This is a genomic window from bacterium, assembly GCA_021372515.1.
Lineage (GTDB): Bacteria > Gemmatimonadota > Glassbacteria > GWA2-58-10 > GWA2-58-10 > JAJFUG01.
In genome coordinates this window covers 1-15,344 of the sequence record JAJFUG010000118.1, presented here as the reverse complement: position 1 = coordinate 15,344, position 15,344 = coordinate 1, and the positions used below count along the sequence as shown (strand labels likewise).

Sequence of the window (15,344 nt, the reverse complement as noted above, 5' to 3'; positions counted from 1 at the left end):
TCTGGAGGTGGATGAGTCGGGGCTGGATGAGATGGACCTGGCGATCCTGCGCACACTGGTGGAAAAATACGGCGGCCGTCCGGTGGGAGTGGGCACCCTGGCCGTCTCCGTGGGCGAGGAGCCGGACACGATCGAGGAGGTGTACGAGCCGTTCCTGATCCAGCGCGGCCTGATCAACCGCACCCCACGGGGTCGTGAGGCCACAGCCGCCGCCTGGCGCCACCTGGGCCTCAACCCGCCCGCCGAAACTCCCCGCGAGGGCCAGAAAGACCTGTTCGGCGAGGGGGAATGAGAACACCTAAACAAGCCATAAGAGAGAGATAAAGAGACATACTAAATCTCCTGTTGGTTTTACCAACGGAGTTGTTATGTCAAAAATAAACAAAAAATATCTTATCATTGCCGCTATTATTATTGTATACTTCTTGTTATTGCGGCAATTCCATAATAACCAAATTACAGATGTACCATTAAAGAAAAACACAGTTGATTCTACTGAACGAACAAAACCGGTTGTTCAAAACAACATCCACGCAGATACAATTACTATCTTGACAATAGACAATAGAGCGCGTTTATGCCCTTATGCCCAGTGCGGTCAAGATGAAGAAATCCTTAGAATCCTAACCGGTACAAAACTCAAAGTTGAAGATTTTATAGTTATTGAAGGTCCTATGTATAACGTTATTTGGTATAAAGTTAAATATAAAGGAAAAGAAGGCTGGGTCAGTGAGTTCGACACTGATAAGGCATCAATGCCTGCTCGATAGATCAAACCGTTTTGTCTGATAAAATCCCCTTAGTCCCCCTTGGTAAGGGGGAGGCGCCGGCCTGCCGGTCGGAGGAGCGGATTCCCCCCTTTCACAAGGGGGGGCAGGGGGGATTTATCAGTATATGCATTTGAACGGGAGGCGATATGCCCGGAGTCGGAAAAATATTGCTGATCGCAGGCCTTGGCCTCGCCGCCCTGGGCCTGGTCCTGATGTTCGGCCCCAAAATCCCCTGGCTCGGCCGTCTGCCCGGCGACATCCTGATCCGGCGCGGCAACGCCACGTTTTACTTTCCAATCGTCACCTGCATCATCCTCAGTGTTGTACTCACCCTGCTGGTGCGTTTGTTCGGCGGGAAATAAGACCCGCAGGCTCAGCCGCAGTCAAGAATCAATATGTGGATTCAAGGCTCACACCATCCTTTCGCACTGGAGATACAATGCCATTACGGCTCTGGGTTCTCGCCCTGGCGCTCGGCCTGACCGGCCTGGCTGCCGGCCCGGCGCGCTGCGCCGTGTACCCGCGTTTCGATCTCGACAACCCGGCCTGTGTCGAGGCTGGGACGGATAACTACACGCTGCGGGTCTATCGCGACCCCTACCGTCTGGAACTGCGGCGCGGCGGACAGGTGATCGCAGCGGGCGAGGCCGGCGGCAGCGCGTTTGTCCGCGGCGGGAGCCGACACGCCCTGATGCGGGTCCTCGGCAGCTCGACTACCGGAGAAAGCCTGTTCCTGCGAGTGGAATGCGAGGGCGGCCAGGCGGCGGAGCTGCGCCTGACCTTTTTCGGCGACAACCTGCTGGTGGGCCTCACTCCGCCCGCTGGCCCCGACTGCGAGCGGATCGAGGAGACTTTCAGCCTCGCCGCAAGCGGGCACTGGTACGGCGGGAAAGTGACAGATGGGCACAACTGGCCGCTGGAGAGCGCCCAGGTGGATGTCGACCCCTTCCCCTCGGACGGCAACCAGACCGCGCCGGTCTGGCTGACCTCGAGCGGGGCCGGGTTCTTTGTCCCCAGCGGCGACCCGATGGGCTTTGCGCTCAACAAGGGCGGCGACGGCAGGTTCCGGTTCAACGTGCGGCAGCGCAGCGTCCTGGAGTACCGGCTCCTGGCTGGGCGCGACATCGTGGAGGCCTACGACAGTTTCACCGCCCTGGCCGGACGGCCCGCCACGGTGCCGCCGCGGGGCTATTTCGCCTATCCCGTGTTCAACACCTGGATCGAGTTCCAGAAAGACCAGCGCCAGGACAAAATCCTCGCCTACGCCCGCACCCTGCGCGAGCGCAAGTTCGGCTGCGAGGTGCTGATGATCGACGACATGTGGCAGTCGCAGTACGGCGACCACGTGTTCGACAAGCAGAAATTCCCCGACCCGCAGGCCATGCTGAACGAACTTCACAAGCTGGGGTTCAAGGTGGTGCTGTGGGAGGTGCCGTTCGTGGACCGCACCGCGGCCAGCTACAAGTTCCTGGCCGACCGGAAATGGCTGGTCCGTGACAGGAACGGCAAGGTGGGGCTCTCCCAGTGGTGGGATGGCACCTCGGCCCTGGTGGACCTTTCGAACCCCGAGGCCTACGCCTGGTTCGTGGGCGAGCTGAAAAACCTCCAGTCGCGCTACGGGGTGGACGGGTACAAGCTGGATGCCGCGGATGCCAGCTTTTTCCTGCCCGGGTTCAGCACCTGGGGCGGCGTGACCGCCAACCGCTACACCGACCTGTACGCCAGCGTGGGGGCGCATTTCGAGATCAACGAGTTGCGGGTTAGCTGGCTCGCTCAAGGGATGGGCCTCGTGCAGCGTCTGCGCGACAAGAACAGCAACTGGAGCCGTGAAAACGGGCTGGGCTCGCTGGTCCCGCACGGCCTGACCGAATCTCTGCTGGGCTACGGCTATTTCTGCCCCGACATGATCGGCGGGGGGTTGGACAGCGATTTCAGCCAGGACCGTTTCAGCAGCATGGACCCCGAGATGTTCGTCCGCTGGACCCAGGCCTCGGCGCTGATGCCGATGATGCAGTTCTCGTACGCGCCCTGGCGCCTGGACCCGGAATCCGAGAAAATCTGCCTGAAATACACCCGTCTGCACGAGCAGTTAGGCGACTACATCCATTCCCTGGCGCAGGAGATGCAACGCACGGGACGTCCGATAATTCGCCCCCTGTTCTTTGCCGCACCCGGCGATGAGAAGGCTTTCCTGGCCCGCGAGGAATTCATGCTCGGAGACCGTTTCCTGGTCGCCCCGGTGGTGGAAAAAGGCGCCGTGGCACGAGAGGTCTACCTTCCGGCCGGGCTGTGGAAAGATTTCTGGAGCGGGGAGATTTACAGCGGCGGCTCCACCCTGGCGCAATACCCGGCGCCGCTGGACAAGCTGCCGATATTTGTCCGCCTGGACTGAGGGCGGCTTTAGAGGCCGCACAGAGTGAGCGATAATTCCGCTGAAAGAGCTTTGAGCCGGGCACAGGTGTAACCGCGCGGGTGACAGAATAGCCGCCCTCAAGGCAGAAAAACAGTCCAAAGCCGGGACAGCCGGGCATTTTAGACGGTTGTCCCGGCCGGGCACGCTCGTTGCATTCTCCCATCCATGCCCCGCCACGGACCCCTGTCCTCCCCCCGGTGTTGTCGGCTGCGTCCAACCCTGCCCCAGGAGGGGTAATGCGTCTCACCCGCCGCTGTGCCTGCCTTGCCACCGCTGTTTCGCTCCTGTCACTGCTCGTCTCGATCCACTCGCTATCGGCTCAGGAAAGCGGGCCGCGTCTTTTCCCGGTCCAGCGTAACGGCCGTTGCGGCTTCATCGACAGTACGGGCCGGGTGGTGATCGGCCTGCGTTTCCAGCAGGCGCAGGATTTCAGCGAGGGCCTGGCCCCGGTCCGTCTGGACGGCAAGTGGGGTTATATCGACCGCAACGGGGAGATTGCCATCCCGCCGCAGTTCAGATTGGCCTATCCGTTCAGCGACAGCCTGGCCCGGGTGGACACCGGCGCGGATGACTTTCTCCGCTTCATCGACCACCGTGGCCAAGTGGTGCTGGAGGTGCTGGCGGTCCAGGCCTGGTCCTGGTCCGGGGGACTGCTGCCGGTGCAGATGGAACTCCTGGGCCAGGGGCTCAAGTGGGGCTACCTGGACAAGACCGGCGCAACCGTGATAGCCCCCGCGTTCGACTCCGCCGGGCCGTTCAGTGATGGCCGGGCCGCGGTGAAAAGCGGTGACGGGTGGAGCGTGATCGACCGCGCGGGGCGGGTGATAAAGGCCGGGTTCGAGCAGGTGACAGCGTTCCGGGAGGGCTGCGCCCTGGTGCTGGCGGGCGGGAAATGGGGCTGTATCGACACGGCCGGGGCGTTGGTCATCCCGCCGCGCTGGGACCGTCTGGAGTTGTTCTATGAGGGCCTGGCCGCGGCCGCTCTGGGCGGGAAATGCTGCTACCTGGGCCGGGACGGCCGCGTGGCGCTCGACCTGGGGGAGCATCCGGAGATGACTGTCTGCTATGCGTTCCAGGATGGGCTGGCTCCGGTGATGACCGCTGGCGGCTGGGGTTTCATCGACAGAACTGGGAAACTGGTTATACCGGCCGGCTATGCCGAGGCGCGCTCTTTCAGCGAGGGTTTGGCCGCAGTGCGGGTGGGGGATAAGTGGGGCTTTATCGACCGGACAGGACGGTTGGTAATAGAGCCGCGTTTCGCCGAGCCGTTGCGTTTCGCGGGTGGCCTGGCCCAGGAGCGCTACCTGGACCGGGTGGGATACGTAGATAAAAGCGGGAAATATGTCTGGGAGGTGTCGCGGTAAGCGGGCTGGCAGATTGGCCGGAGCGCGGGCCTGCGCTCCGGCCGTGCAGCCGCTCAATGGGTGCCGGGGCTGAATCCGCGCAGCTTTATCTCAAGCCTGTAATCGTGACTGTCCATGATGCCGCCGTAGCTGTCGTCCATAATCAGTTCCGTGATTCCCTGGCCTGGCGCGACCGTCCAACTGAAGTCTATGTTCGGGTTCATCCGGCTGGGTTTCCAGCCGTGGCGGGTGCTGTCCGGATACTGGAACAGGTCTGTGTCGAACCCGGAGCCAAATCGGTATTTAGTCCTCGAGAAATACAACCGGCTGTCCCCGGCCACGAGCCAGACTGTGTCCGGCTCCACTTCAAACGCAATCTCCCGTGTAAGAGTTGTGTCCTCGACAGTCCATGAATTGTACCAGGGTGTGTACCGGACTGAATCAGGATCAATTGTCATCCTTACACCTGAGGATGTATAAGTCTCAAGGTGAATATCGAATCTGACCTGCACATCGAAAAGAAATCCACCTTTGTCCAAAGCTGAAACCGAATTGACCTCAACAGTGCAGTCTCCCTGCCGCTTGTAATCAATCGAATAGTTATCAGAATAACCCTGGTTGTAACTCCCTTGCGAGGAGTAGGAATAGTCGTACACCCAACGCGCGCCCGGAGCCAGGGGGAACATGCTCAGGAAATCCTCGCAGCCGCGCACTGTGACCCAATCCGTGTCCAGCGGAAGGCCGGCTGCGGCGGACTGGCTGGCGGCCGTGCTGGGGCTGAGCCGGGCTTGCTGTGTCGGCACGCTCGAGACCACGGAACGGACATACAGCATCCTGTAGGAGTTTCCGTTCTGAAGGCAGTAACGCCGGTCCGTGTAATCCGTCTCGGCTGAGAGCACCTGCCACGACCGGCCATCCAGTGAGACCTTGCCGTCCGCGACCTCGAAATAAAGGTGGTTATCATCGCTGATGAACTTGCCCTCCTGTAGAGTGGACAGGTCATCGCCGACCCAGGTTCCCCGACGAACGAGCACCCGGGTGCTGTCCGGCGGCAGTGAACAGGCCAGGCTGTCGTATTGCGCGATCCCTTTGGTCCAGGCTACGCGCAGCCTGGAATCCTCTTCGGGCTGGATGTAGAGCAGACCGTAGCGCGGATAACGGTCCGGGCTCGTGGTCCAGAGGAAATGCAGACGGTACCTGTCAGCGCTCCGCTCGGCGCGCAGGAAAAGGGCCGGGTCCCCGGACCGCTGCGGGTCGGGGACCGAGGCGACAGAAGCTGAATTCCCGCTCAATCTCAGGAATGTCACCCCCTCCAGCAGCCACTCGCCGTTAAGGTCAGACGGCAGAGCGGCTGTCACCCAGGGGCCGCTGGTGTCGATCTCCGTGGCCTCGGGCTGCGACTGCTGCGGGGCCAGGGGATTGTCGTTGCCGCAGGCGGAAAGCAGAATGGCCGCGAATACCGCCAGGATGAGCAGGTACGGTTTCATCTCATCCTCCCGACTTGTAATGCCCACGCTGCCGCAGGCTGAACATGGAGAGCACACAATACGGTCCTACTCTCCCGGTGTGAATTCTTTAAGGCTCAGTTCGTACTGCGTGTCGTACCCGCCATCGATCCCGCCGTAACTGTCCCGCGCCCGGTAGTAGGACAGCCCCTGGCCGGAGCTGAACAGAAAGGAGATGTCGGGAATGTACATATCCTCCCGGTTGAACGCCCGCAGATCGGGGCAGAAGAAAATGTTATAGGCGAACATCTCCCCACTGCGGTGCTTGCGCTGATCGAACAGTACTTTCTTGCCATCCAGCTGCAGCCAGACCTGCTCCGGGCCGACCTCCAGCCGGCAGGTGCGCACGATTGTCGTATCCGCGTAGATATAAGTCGTATCCAGTTTTTCCGCCTCGGGGTCCATGTAATTTATCGATACGACGTGCTTCGTCTGGCCGCTGATCCAAAAGGTTTCGACCAGCTCAAAAATCCGGCTGCCAGAGACCGGACCATCCGCCGCGCTCAGCACCCGCAGCTCGACCGAACCGTGGCGGGCGTAGTTGTAGGAATAGTAACTGATCGGGTAAGGTTCCGATCTTCCGTAGTCCGAATAGCTGAAATCGTAGCGCCAGAGCGCACCGGCCTTGAGCGGCATAACCTCGTAGAAATCCACATATTGATATATGTAGACCAACTCTCCCTGTTTCAGGGCGCGGGCCTCCTCCGCGCTGGCTGCGGTGCCCAGGCTCTGGCTGACCTGATGATGATTATATGAATAATAGAAAAGATGGATACAGCAGTATGCGCCGTTGCTTTTCAGGATCAGGCGCTGCTCCGTATAATCGGTCTCGATGCCGGCTATCTCCCATTCCTTGCCGTTTATCGCAATGCGGCTGCCGTTGAGAGAGATGTCCAGGCTGTAGTCATCACTGACCCAGTTGCCGTCCGGGATCGAGACACCCTTATCCTGGACCCAGGTGCCGCGCAGGAGCAGGCGGCGGCTCTCATCCAGCCACAGCCCGGCTGCCTCTTCTACACTACCGGCCGAGGTGATGGTCCAGACAGCTTTGAGCGCGGACCCGTCCAGCGGCAATAAATAGAGGAGCGCATACCTGGGCGCGGTCTGACCGACCGATTCCCGCAGCAGGAGACGTAGCTGGCTGCCGTGGCTGGAGCACTCGGCCACGGCGTAGCGGTAAGCAAAGTAATGGGTGCTGGCGGAACCCCGGTAGATTGTCACCGAGTCCGGCGCTATTGTCAGCAGGCTGGCGCCCTCGTAGAGCCATTCCCCCTCCAGACCCGACGGCAGAGGGGCCGCCACCCAGGGGCCGCTGGTGTCGATCTCCGTGGCCTCGGGCTGCGGCTGCTGCGGAGCCACCGGGTTGCCGTTGCCGCAGGCGGCCAGGAGAATGGCCGTGAGAGTTGCCAGGATGAGCAGGGAGGTTTTCATCTTTGTGTTCTGAACGGGAGTGGATACCAGCAAGATATTTAATAATCACAATTGCAATGAATGTGCCAAATTGAAAAAACCTGATGAAATGGATATAACGTTGCGCGGGTGGGTTGATTGACGCCGCTCCGGGCGTTGCGGGCTGTCCGGCGCGACTGTGCCGCAAAGAGGGGCGGGATGTTACCGTTGCCGTAACAACTGTCGCTGATTCAGAGTGGAGAGTCGGCTGTAGCGGGCCGGAGCCGCACCCTTCTCCCGCCCCGGGCCGCGCTCTCGTACAGGGCCAGGATCACTGCCAGCGCCGCGCGGCCGTCGCGCCCAGTGCTGAGGCTCGGCTCGCCGCTCTCGATCTGGCGGATCAGGCCCTCGAACGCGGCCGTGAACCCGTTGTTGGGCGTGTAGGCGGGAAACTCCGCCCGCTCCAGCTCGGCGAACCCGCTCAGCCGTCCGCTGGGGCGGGCCAGCCACAGCTCCGGCGCGCGGTTGCCCACGCGCAGCACGCCCCGGCTGCCCTGGATTTCCAGCTCGAACGCGAAATAATCCCGCCGCCCGCCGCCCTCGATAAACCCGGTCGCGCCGCTGGCGAACCCCAGCAGCCCGGCTGCCGTGTGCTCGACATTGCGCGGGCCGTGGGCGCGGCCCACCTTGCCGATCACCCAGTCCACCGGGCCGCAGAAATAGTTCATCAGGTCGGTCAGGTGTGTCCCGTCATGGAACAGCGGCCCGCCGCCGAACCACTCCCTGGGTAGCCGAGGCGGCTCGGCCGAGAGCGCCTGGCCGAGGACGCTACGCACCTCGCCCAACTCTCCCGAGCCCACCAGTTCGCGCGCGCGGACAAAATGCGCCCCGAAACGGCGCTCGTGGCCGATAACCAACACGACACCCGCGCGCTCGCAGGCCTCGACCATGCGGTCGGCATCCTCAAGCGTAAGTGCAATCGGCTTTTCGCAGTAGATTCCGCGCACCTTGCCGGACTCTGCGGCGTCCACGACAATCCGCGCGTGCGTGTGAGTGGGGGAGGCGACAGCCAGGATATCGACCCGTTCTTTTTCCAGCAGGTCCAGGTGGGAGCGGTAGAGGAGCCCCACGCCCCAGTCGCGGCCGAATTCGGCCAGACGGTCCGGGTCGGGGTCGGCGGCGGCGACCAGGCGCACCCGGCCGGTGGCTTCCAGGGCCCCGGCATGGGTGCAGGGCTTGCCGCGCAGCGGGTCGCGCTCCAGGCGGCAGCCGATCCGTCCGGCCCCCACCAGGGCCGCGGTCAGGAACCGGGCGGCGGCCATGGGGTCAGTTACCCGCAGCGGGACGGAAGGGTTTTACATCCGCCCGGTTCAGGCCCTCGCCGGCGGCCATGTCGCGGGCGTAGACCAGACTGCGCAGGCTGTGCCACTGCTGCGGGCCGACCTCGGTCCAGGGCTTGAGCGCGGCCAGGTCCTTGGGGTCCACTTTCTCCCCGGCGTGGACTTCCCGCAGAAGGTAGTAGCCGCGGCGGCCGACCTTGCGCTCGGCGCGCTCCACCTGGGCCGGGACTTTGCGTCCGTGGCCGCGCATTTTCTCGGCCAGGCGGATGTCACCGACCATGCGGCGGAAAGCCTCAGGCCCCAGGCTCAGGGCGTGATCCGGGCCAGGGGCGGCGCTGTCCCAGGTGAAATGCTTCTCGACGATGCTCGCGCCCAAGGACGCGGCCAGGGCCGGGGCGAGCGCGCCTTCCGTGTGGTCCGAGTAGCCCACAGGACAACGGAACCGCCGCTGGAGCGTTTGCATGGCGCGCAGGTTGACCGACTCGGCCGGGGCCGGGTAGGCGCTCACGCAGTGCAGAAGGACTATCTCCTTGCAGCCGCCGTGCTTAAGGGCGCGCACGGCCAGGCCCACCTCCTCCAGGTCGGCCAGGCCCGTGCTGAGCAGCACCGGCAGGCCGTACTGGCCCAGGGACGCGAGCAGGGGATGGTGGGTCATGTCGCAACTGGCGACCTTGAACGCGTTCACCCCAAGCTCCACCATCCTGGCCGCGCCGGCCTGGTCGAACACGGTGCAGACAAAGGGGACGCTGCGCTCGGCGCAGGCGTGGCTCACCCGGGCCATATCCTCAAGGCTCAGGGTGTGGCGGCGGTAGATTTCCCAGACCGCGCCCAGCCTCCCGCGCTGCACCATCGCATCCGGGTCGATAAGCTGGAACTTGATCAGGTCCGCGCCGGAGCCGGCGGCCAGGCGCACCAGCTCCAGGGCGCGCTCCACGCTGCCGTCGTGATTGATCCCCACCTCGGCCATGACCGCGCAGGGGTTGTCGCCGCCCACGCGGACATAGCCGGTATGCTCGTTGCCGATACGGACCTGTTTCATTCAGGAGGCTTTCTCGATCAGGGGTTGCGCCTGGGGGTCGGTGCGGACCTGCACCGTGCGGAGCGCCGTGTCACAGAGGCTCTCCAGCTCGGTGCGCGTGTCCGCCACGGCGATCAGATGGCCGAACTTGCCCAGGTTGCTGGTCGGCTCGCGGTACATGTCGCCGGTCTTGTACATAGTAAATATGTTTTTCACTCCCGGCAAGGCGAGTGCTTTGTCCAGCCCCCGCACGGCGGTGATCCGTCCCGCGGCCGGGATGATCGCCCGCTCGGCCGAGACCTTGTTCCAGCGCGGGGTGAGGTCGCCGGGGTGCTCGCCCATGGATATACGGATCGCGGCGCTCATCAGGTCCACCCCGGTGGCGTAGGGATAGGTGAACCCGCTCATGAACCCGCCCGAAAGCCGCGCGGCCAGCTCGCCGATCATCGGCCCCTGCGGGGTGAGCTTGATGTCGCCCTTGGCCGCTCCGATATCGATCCCCAGGGCGCGGATGCCCTGTTTCATCACCCGCACCGCCTCGTTCAGCACCTTTTTGGGCAGGGCGGAGGGCATGGTGTGGCCCAGCTCGATGAAATGCGGCGCGCCCTGGATGATCCGGTCACCGATCCCGGTGATCGCGACACGCCCGTTCCAGACCAGGGCGTCGATGGACAGCTCGGGGCCCTCCATGTATTCCTCTACCAGCAGCATCCCGCTGACCGAGGCGCGGCGGGCCTCGGTGAAAGCCTGGTCCAGGTCGGAGCCGCGGGTGAGCATCTGCACCCCGCGCGCGCCCATGTTATCGGCGGGCTTGATCACGCAGGGATAGCCCAGACGGCGCACGGCGCGGCGCATTTCCTCACGGGTCCAGACATAGACGAACTCGGGCGAGGGCACCCCGTGCTCCTTGAACGCCCGGCGCATCTTGACCTTGTCCGTGGCCCGCTCGGCCACATCGTAGCGGATCCCCGGCAGCTCGAGGGCCGCGGCCACCGCGCTCACTGTGCGGCTGGCATCCGTGCCCACGGTGAGCACGCCGCGGATCGGCACCCCGGCCGCGATACGCCGGGCCGAGAGCACGTTGAAATCCACGTTGCGCGTGCTGACCTCCAGGGCGATGTCGGCCAGGGCCAGCCCCGGCGCGCGGGGGTTGTAGTCGGTCACGACAGTGAGAAGCTCCATCTTCTTCGCCGCCTCGATCAGCGGGATCTGCATGATCCCGCCGCCGATGATGATCACACCCGGTCTGTCCATGGCGGGCCTTTCTCCCTTGTAAGCGCGGCTTGACGGCCGCTTCAGGGGGTACGTACAATCCGGCCGGGCTGCGCCGGAGGTGATTGTCAATTGCCGAACACTTTCTCTCTGCGGGCGCTTTCCAGATAGGCCATGGTTCCGGCCAGGCGCTCCAGGGCGTGGCCATCCACCAGCGCCGCCCCGGCCCGGGCCAGGCCGACCCGCAGCACGGGGTCTTCGATTATCTGCTCCAGGGCGCGGAAAATGCGCTCGCGGTGGGCGGCGTCCTCGGGCGGGGGCGCCAGCGACAGGCCGGCCCGCAGGGCGAAACGCGCCGCGTTCACGTACTGCTCGCGGTGCTGCGGCACGACCAGCACCGGCACGCCCACGCAAAGGGCCTCGAGCATGGTCACCCCGCCGCTCACCACGGCCAGCTGCGCCCCGGAGAACACCTCGTCCAGGCAGCGCAGGCCGCGCAGCAGCCGCAACTCGTGGAAACTGCACGCCAGGCCGCTGGTGTCCACTCCGGGACCCGCCACCAGGCTGACCCGGAAATCGCCCTCCACCCGGTCTATCTGTCCGAGCACGACACGGGTGAGTCCGGCCGGGTCGGAGCCGCCCAGGCTCACCACCACCTCGCGCACGGTCTGAAGCCGCTCGGCCTCTGGCGTGAGACTCAGGCAGGCCGCCGCGCGGGCGTAACGCAGGTCTATCAGGGCCCAGTCCGGGCCGAAGCCGCAGAGCGGCTTGCCCCGGCAGCCCGCCTCCTCGCTGCCCGGCCAGATATGGCTGTCGATCAGGATATGCGACTCGCAACGTCCCGGCCCGCGGTCCTCGATGTCGACCACGAAAAGTCCGGCCCGCACCAGGGTGCTTACATATTCCAGGCTGTTGTCACGCCGGTCGAGGAGCACAAACTGCGCGCTGTCGGTAATGCACAGGTCGGCCAGAAGGTCGGCCTCCTCCTCCGGGCTGCAGGAGCGGGGAATGAAGCTCGCCTCCAGCGCGCGCTCGGCGACAAAGCGGCGGGCCAGCGGGTCCTCGCGGCAGACCAGACGGCTGCGGCCCGGGGCGGCCAGGTTGGCCGCCAGCATGGCGCAACGGGCCAGGTGACCCAGGCCCAGACTGCGCGAGCCGTCGCAGCGCAGGACCAGTCTTTCTGTCAGCGCAAAGTCCATGTGTCCTTCTTTCAGGCCACGGCGCTCACCACGGCCGGCCGCCAGTTTTTCTGGGTCACGTGGCCGTTCAGGGCCGCGTACTCGGGGTTCTCGCACAGGAAACGCACGGCGTTCGAGAGCTTGACGCAGTGGCCCGGACGGTAGAACTCATCGTAGACCAGGCGCATCAGGGTCAGGTCCTCCAGCGTGTCCACGGTCAGGCGCAGCTTGGGGGCGGCCAGGTGACCGGGGGCGCTCAGGCGCAGCACGCGGAAATCCGATTCATGCTCGTAGAGATAGGTGGTCACGTGCTCGCGGTGGTAATCGCGCTTGCCGAAACGGTTCAGGATGTCGAGCAGCGAGCTGGGGAACACCTCGGCGCTGCAACCCAGGGGCAGACCGCTTGTGCCCACCATGTCCCAGCAGCCGGAGCGGCATTCCTCGATACAGTTCTCCAGCATGGGGATATCGATCAGGGGGTTGTCGCCGGTCACGCGGATCGTGATCGGGGCCGGGAAACGCCGGGCCGCCATGTAGAACCGCTCCAGCACGTCCCAGGGGCTGCCCGGGCAGAGGTCGGCCACGCATTCGTGCGCCAGTTCATCGAACAGGTAGGCCTCGGCCGCGGGCACGGCCAGCACCACGCGGTCCACGCCGGAGGTGGCGTGCAGGCGCTCGATCACATGGGCCAGGAGCGGCCGCCCGCAGATATCGGCCATCACCTTGCCCGGCAGGCGCTCGCTCTGCATCCTTGCCTGGAGAATCGCAATAACCTCGTCCATGGTTATTTCTCCGCGTTGAAGTAGATGCTCATCGGCACCTTGCGGCGCTCGTAATTGGCGGTGACATCCACGGCGCTGCGGAACCCGGCCTCCAGAAGGGCCGCGCGCAGGGCCGCGCTGTCGAACATCGTGTAGTGGAAATTGCCGCTGTAGTCCTGGCCGCCGTACAGACGGTTCCGGGACTCGGTGTACTCCAGCCAGCCCTCGACATAGCCGTGGGCGATATAGCCCAGGTTGGGCGTGATAATGTGTATCCCGCCGCCGGGGCGCAGCACGCGGCGCCACTCGGCCAGCACCGCGCCGATAGTGGCGTAGGGGAAATGCTCGATGATGTGGCTCGCCAGGAGCTGCTCCACCGAGTTGTCGGCAAAGGGCAGCCGCTCGATCCGGCAGACAAGATTCGTGGCTGGCAGAACGCGCTCATCGCAATGCAGGAACCCGTCATAGGGCCGCTCGCCGCTGGCCAGCTCCACTTTCATCGTCTCTCTCCGCTCAGAAGCGCCGCTGACCCACGGCCGGCGAAACAATCCAGATAGCGCGCGAACACACTCTCCACGCTCACCCGCTCCAGGCAGTCCTGCATGTGGCCGCACTGGTTGAGCGGGCAGGCGGGGCTGCAATCAAGAGTCTCGAACACCAGCTCCACCCGACTGCCCACCGGACGCCAGGCCCACTCGTTGCGCGGGGCCCAGACCAGAAGGCAGGGCGTGCCGGCCACGGCCGCGGCCAGGTGCGCCGGGCCGCTGTTGTTGCCGATGAACAGACGGCAGCGGCGCAGAAGAGCGACCAGCCCGGCCAGGCCGAGCTTGCCGGCCAGGTTCAGCGCCGGGGTACGCATCAGGGATTCCACACGTGCGGCCAGGGCGCTCTCATCCACGCCGTCGTAGGTGCGCGCCGCGCCGCCCAGAATCACGACCGGTGCGCCGCTCTCCTCGGCCACGCGGTCGGCCAGGGCGGCGAATCGTTCGGCCGGCCAGTTGCGCTTGGCCGCGCCGCTGCCAGGGTGAAGGGCCACCGGGCAGGTTTCCGGGCTCAGCCCGGTCGCCGCCAGACAGCTTTCCACCTGGGCTTCATCCGCCGACTGCACGCGGCAGCCGAAACTGTCCGCCGCGGCCGGACGGGCGAGGTCCAGTATGTCCAGGACATGAAGGTTACGCTCCAGGCGGTGCTCACCGTGAAGGTTCGGGACCAGGTGGCCGTACCAGGGATAGTCCTCACGGCTGTGTCCGAAGCCGATTGTCAGGTCGGCCTCGGCGTTGCGGCTGATCACCCCGGCCCGCGGCATGAACGCGAAATCCAGGCAGAGGGCGAAATCGTAGCGCGCGGCCAGCTCGCGGACAAACTGGCCCAGCTCCGGCTCGTTCTCCTGACTCTTGGGCAGCGGTACGGCCCGGTCCACCGCAGTGGCGCAGACTGCCATCTCCTCAAGGGACGGCCAGAGCAGCGAGACCACCGGGCCGAACCCGGCGTTTTTCAGGCCTTTCAGCACCGGCAGGCTGAAAATCATGTCGCCCAGGCCGTGCAGGTTCAGGCTGAGCACCGCGCCGCGCCTGATTTCAGACCTTGGCATCGCGCACCTCCCGCCAGAACAGTCCGGCGCGGACCATCCAGTTGAGGTTGGAGCCCACCGCGGCCAGGACCAGGCCAGTCAGAGGGAACCCGGCGGCAAGCCCGGCTGCGGCCGCGCCCAGAGCGATCTCGCGCTCGCCGCCCCAGAAAGCCACCCGGCTCAGGAACAGGTGGTCCAGGCGGACCATCGCGCCGGGGTGGGCCAGGCGGACTTTCGACGGCACGGCCTTGAGCAGCGCAACCGCGCTGTAGGCGGCCCAGGCCGAGGAAAGACCGGCTGTGGCTCCGAGTAAAAGCCCCCGCAACGGTGTCCCCTCGGCCGCGCCGCAGCCGTAGCCCACGGCCAGCAGAAGGACCAGGTCGAGGCCGGACAGCAGCACCCGCGGCAGGATTGCCCGTGGGGCGCCCTGGACCCGCACACGGAACAGCCCCTCACGGCTGAACAGCAGCCAGCCGGCCAGGGACAGGCCCACGGTCTGAGGCGTGGTCAACAGGCCCATGAAATAGAGCGGCAGCGCGGCCAGGCCCGATATGCCCAACAGGCGCAGGCCCGGACGCTCGCGGCGCGAGGCCCCGCGGGCCTCCAGACGCCGCAGGAGCGCGGCCAGCTCGGGCGGGAGATTCGCTGCCTCAGGCGCTTTCGCGGACAAGGTATTCATCGTACGGCTCCGAAACTGCGGCGCGCCGCACCCGGAAAAGCTGGAGCGACCACCAGAGGGTTTCAGTCACTATCAGAAGGCTGAGGGTCTGGCGCGGGAAACCCAGCGCCACACCCAGGGCCAGGACTAACAGGTAGACATCATGGGTCAGGCCGAATACCATATT

At 64.8% G+C, this 15,344-nt stretch carries 16 protein-coding genes; 5 read left to right on the top strand and 11 right to left on the bottom strand.

The genetic code is table 11. The features are described 5' to 3' along the window. The 5 genes from LLH00_11885 to LLH00_11865 form a co-directional block, all read left to right on the top strand. Positions 1–292 (top strand): Holliday junction branch migration DNA helicase RuvB (locus tag LLH00_11885; protein MCE5271967.1); only part of this gene is annotated, 292 nt, incomplete at its 5' end. A 76-nt stretch (positions 293–368) separates the two neighbouring features. Continuing rightward, on the top strand, positions 369–770 hold the full coding sequence (locus tag LLH00_11880) for a hypothetical protein (protein ID MCE5271966.1): 402 nt from the start codon (positions 369–371) through the stop codon (positions 768–770). Positions 771–916: 146 nt separating this feature from the next. Beyond that, positions 917–1,132, top strand: a complete 216-nt coding sequence (locus LLH00_11875; GenBank protein MCE5271965.1) for a DUF2905 domain-containing protein — start codon at positions 917–919, stop codon at positions 1,130–1,132. Between the two features lie 77 nt (positions 1,133–1,209). Next, entirely contained in the window at positions 1,210–3,162 is a 1,953-nt protein-coding gene (locus LLH00_11870) for a glycoside hydrolase family 31 protein (GenBank protein ID MCE5271964.1), read from the top strand. A gap of 257 nt (positions 3,163–3,419) precedes the next feature. Then, on the top strand, positions 3,420–4,547 hold the full coding sequence (locus LLH00_11865) for a WG repeat-containing protein (protein ID MCE5271963.1): 1,128 nt from the start codon (positions 3,420–3,422) through the stop codon (positions 4,545–4,547). Positions 4,548–4,600: 53 nt separating this feature from the next. Here LLH00_11865 and LLH00_11860 read toward each other — a convergent pair whose 3' ends face one another. The 11 genes from LLH00_11860 to LLH00_11810 all read right to left on the bottom strand — a co-directional run. After that, entirely contained in the window at positions 4,601–6,013 is a 1,413-nt protein-coding gene (locus tag LLH00_11860; GenBank protein ID MCE5271962.1) for a hypothetical protein, read from the bottom strand. 66 nt (positions 6,014–6,079) lie between these two features. After that, complete coding sequence (locus tag LLH00_11855) at positions 6,080–7,462, bottom strand: hypothetical protein (protein ID MCE5271961.1); 1,383 nt, start codon at positions 7,460–7,462, stop codon at positions 6,080–6,082. A 209-nt stretch (positions 7,463–7,671) separates the two neighbouring features. Continuing rightward, positions 7,672–8,742, bottom strand: coding sequence for a Gfo/Idh/MocA family oxidoreductase (locus tag LLH00_11850; GenBank protein ID MCE5271960.1), 1,071 nt, complete (start codon positions 8,740–8,742; stop codon positions 7,672–7,674). Positions 8,743–8,746: 4 nt separating this feature from the next. Next, positions 8,747–9,799: an N-acetylneuraminate synthase family protein gene (locus LLH00_11845; GenBank protein MCE5271959.1), complete on the bottom strand. Its 1,053-nt coding sequence runs from the start codon at positions 9,797–9,799 to the stop codon at positions 8,747–8,749. Then, complete coding sequence (locus LLH00_11840; protein MCE5271958.1) at positions 9,800–11,032, bottom strand: ATP-grasp domain-containing protein; 1,233 nt, start codon at positions 11,030–11,032, stop codon at positions 9,800–9,802. Between the two features lie 86 nt (positions 11,033–11,118). After that, entirely contained in the window at positions 11,119–12,189 is a 1,071-nt protein-coding gene (locus tag LLH00_11835) for a hypothetical protein (protein MCE5271957.1), read from the bottom strand. Positions 12,190–12,200: 11 nt separating this feature from the next. Continuing rightward, the gene (locus LLH00_11830; GenBank protein ID MCE5271956.1) at positions 12,201–12,950 is read right to left on the bottom strand and encodes an NTP transferase domain-containing protein; all 750 of its coding nucleotides are present in this window, start codon (positions 12,948–12,950) and stop codon (positions 12,201–12,203) included. 2 nt (positions 12,951–12,952) lie between these two features. Then, positions 12,953–13,429 (bottom strand): methyltransferase domain-containing protein, encoded by a 477-nt coding sequence (locus LLH00_11825; protein MCE5271955.1) that lies wholly within the window; start codon positions 13,427–13,429, stop codon positions 12,953–12,955. Further along, positions 13,426–14,520, bottom strand: coding sequence for a glycosyltransferase family 9 protein (locus LLH00_11820; GenBank protein MCE5271954.1), 1,095 nt, complete (start codon positions 14,518–14,520; stop codon positions 13,426–13,428). Before LLH00_11820 ends, LLH00_11825 begins: the two co-directional genes overlap by 4 nt. Further along, complete coding sequence (locus LLH00_11815) at positions 14,507–15,178, bottom strand: hypothetical protein (GenBank protein MCE5271953.1); 672 nt, start codon at positions 15,176–15,178, stop codon at positions 14,507–14,509. The genes LLH00_11820 and LLH00_11815 overlap by 14 nt, the downstream gene beginning before the upstream one ends. Then, positions 15,150–15,344 (bottom strand): hypothetical protein (locus LLH00_11810; GenBank protein ID MCE5271952.1); only part of this gene is annotated, 195 nt, incomplete at its 5' end. The genes LLH00_11815 and LLH00_11810, both read right to left, overlap by 29 nt.